This window comes from Acidovorax sp. LjRoot204, assembly GCF_056175785.1.
In genome coordinates, this window is record NZ_JBGFFF010000291.1 from 1 (window position 1) to 2,467 (window position 2,467).

The 2,467-nt window shown below is 62.8% G+C and carries 3 protein-coding genes; all 3 read left to right on the forward strand.

Annotated elements, in window-relative coordinates; translation table 11 throughout:
* On the forward strand, positions 1–866 hold an 866-nt coding region (locus tag AC04MI_RS24600), incomplete at its 5' end, for a large ribosomal subunit assembly factor BipA (RefSeq protein WP_476498973.1).
* A gap of 70 nt (positions 867–936) precedes the next feature.
* Positions 937–1,812 carry a DMT family transporter gene (locus AC04MI_RS24605; protein ID WP_476498974.1) on the forward strand — a complete coding sequence of 292 codons (876 nt, stop codon included), beginning with the start codon at positions 937–939 and terminating at the stop codon, positions 1,810–1,812.
* Positions 1,809–2,467: 3-hydroxyisobutyryl-CoA hydrolase (locus tag AC04MI_RS24610; protein ID WP_476498975.1), on the forward strand; the 659-nt coding region annotated here is incomplete at its 3' end. The genes AC04MI_RS24605 and AC04MI_RS24610, both read left to right, overlap by 4 nt.

The following is a 2,467-nucleotide window of genomic DNA, read 5'->3' on the forward strand; positions in this document are numbered from 1 at the left end:
CCAGCCCGCTGGCCGGCCGYGAAGGCAAGTTCGTSACCAGCCGCCAGATCTGGGACCGCCTGCARAAGGAACTGCAGCACAACGTGGCSCTGCGCGTGAACGAAACCGACGAAGAAGGCATCTTCGAAGTGATGGGTCGYGGYGAACTGCACCTGACCATCCTTYTGGAAAACATGCGCCGCGAAGGTTACGAGCTGGCCGTGTCCAAGCCCCGCGTGGTGTTCAAGGACATCGACGGTGTCAAGCACGAGCCTATCGAGCTGGTGACGGCCGACATCGAAGAAGGCCACCAGGGCGGCGTGATGCAGGCCCTGGGCGAGCGCAAGGGCGAGCTGGTGAACATGGAGTCCGACGGCCGTGGCCGCGTTCGCCTGGAGTACCGCATCCCGGCCCGTGGCCTGATCGGTTTCACCAACGAATTCCTGAACCTGACGCGCGGCTCCGGCCTCATCAGCAACATCTTCGACAGCTACGAGCCGCACAAGGGCGACATCGGCGGCCGCAAGAACGGCGTGCTGATCTCCATGGACGACGGTGAAATCTTCACCTACGCGCTGGGCAAGCTGGACGACCGTGGTCGCATGTTCGTGAAGGCCAACGACCCTGTGTATGAAGGCATGATCGTCGGCATCCACAGCCGTGATAACGACCTGGTGGTGAACGCCACACGTACCAAGCAGCTGACCAACTTCCGYGTSTCSGGCAAGGAAGACGCGATCAAGATCACGCCSCCGATCGAMCTCACGCTCGAATACGGCGTGGAGTTCATCGAGGACGACGAACTGGTCGAAATCACGCCCAAGTCCGTGCGCCTGCGCAAGCGCTATCTGACCGAAAACGAGCGCAAGCGCGCCTCCCGTTCTTGATAAGCTCAGCGTTTCCGAAAGGGCCACTGCCACGCAGTGGCCTTTTTTCCGTCTGAACCCTGCACAAACCATGTTGAAACTCACCCATACCCGGGCAGTGCTGCTGATGGTGGCGGTGACCCTGATGTGGTCCATTGCCGGCGTGGTCACGCGCCACCTGGAGCATGCGGCAAGTTTTGAAGTGACCTTCTGGCGCAGCTTTTTTACGTTGCTGTCGCTGCTGGTCATCTTGCCCGCGCTGCAGGGCAGGGCGGTGTTTGCCTCCATGTGCCACAGTGGCCGTGCGTTGTGGATCTCTGGCGTGTGCTGGAGCGTGATGTTCACGGCGTTCATGGTGGCGCTGGTTCTCATGCCGGTGGCCAATGTGCTGGTCACGATGGCCGTGGGGCCGCTGCTCACAGCGCTGTTTGCAAGGGTGTTCATCGGCCATCACATCGCCCCGCGTACCTGGGCTGCGATTGCTGTGGCGGGGCTGGGTATTGCGTGGATGTATGGTTCGCAGATGGCGGGCCTCCCTCTGGCGGGCACGCTGGTGGCGCTGTGTGTGCCTGTGGCTGCCGCCATTAACTGGACGGTGGTACAACATTCGCAGCGCCATGGCCATGCGGTGGACCTGGTGCCTGCGGTGTTGGTCGGCGCAGTGATTTCGGTGGTGGCCACGCTGCCACTGGCGCTGCCTTTTCAGGCGTCGGCCCACGACCTGGGCCTGCTGGCCTTGCTGGGCGTGGTGCAATTGGCCATCCCTTGTGTGCTGGCCGTGCGATGCGGGCGCGTGCTCAAGGCGCCCGAGATGGCGCTGCTCGGGCTGCTTGAAGTGATCTTTGGCATCTTGCTGGCATGGCTGGGCGCGGGCGAAAAGCCTGGCACGGCGGTGYTGACGGGGGGCGCACTGGTGATTGGTGCGCTGGTTTTCAATGAACTGTTGGGTTGGAAGGAACAAAAATGACGGAGACGGTCGTGTCTGAAGTGTTGAGCGAAGTGCGTGGCCAGGTGGGCTTCATTACCCTGAACCGCCCGCGTGCGCTCAATGCCTTGTCGCTGGGTATGGTGCGTGACCTGATGGGCATCCTGCTGGCATGGCAGAACGATGCGCGGGTGCTGGCCGTGGCCATCCGTGGCAGCAATAAGGAAGGCCCGTTTGGTGCTTTCTGCGCAGGCGGCGATATCCGCTTTCTGCACCAGGCAGGTAGCCAGGGCAACCCGCTGATCGAGGACTTCTTCACCGAGGAATACGCGCTCAACCACCTGATCCACAACTACGCCAAGCCCTACATCGCCTTCATGGATGGCATCGTGATGGGGGGCGGCATGGGCATCAGCCAGGGCGCCGCCCTGCGCGTAGTGACCGAGCGCACCAAGATGGCCATGCCCGAGACGGCGATTGGCCTGTTCCCGGACGTGGGCGGGGGTTACTTCCTGAGCCGCTGCCCGGGCCGCGTGGGCGAGTGGCTGGCACTGACCGGCGACACCATCGGCGCGGGAGATGCCATTGCCTACCAGCTGGCCGATGGCTGCCTGCCGTCAGACCGGCAGGCCGCGGTGTGGGATGCTCTGGCCACTCAAAGCTTTGCAGATGGCGCGGCCATCAAGGCTTATGTTGC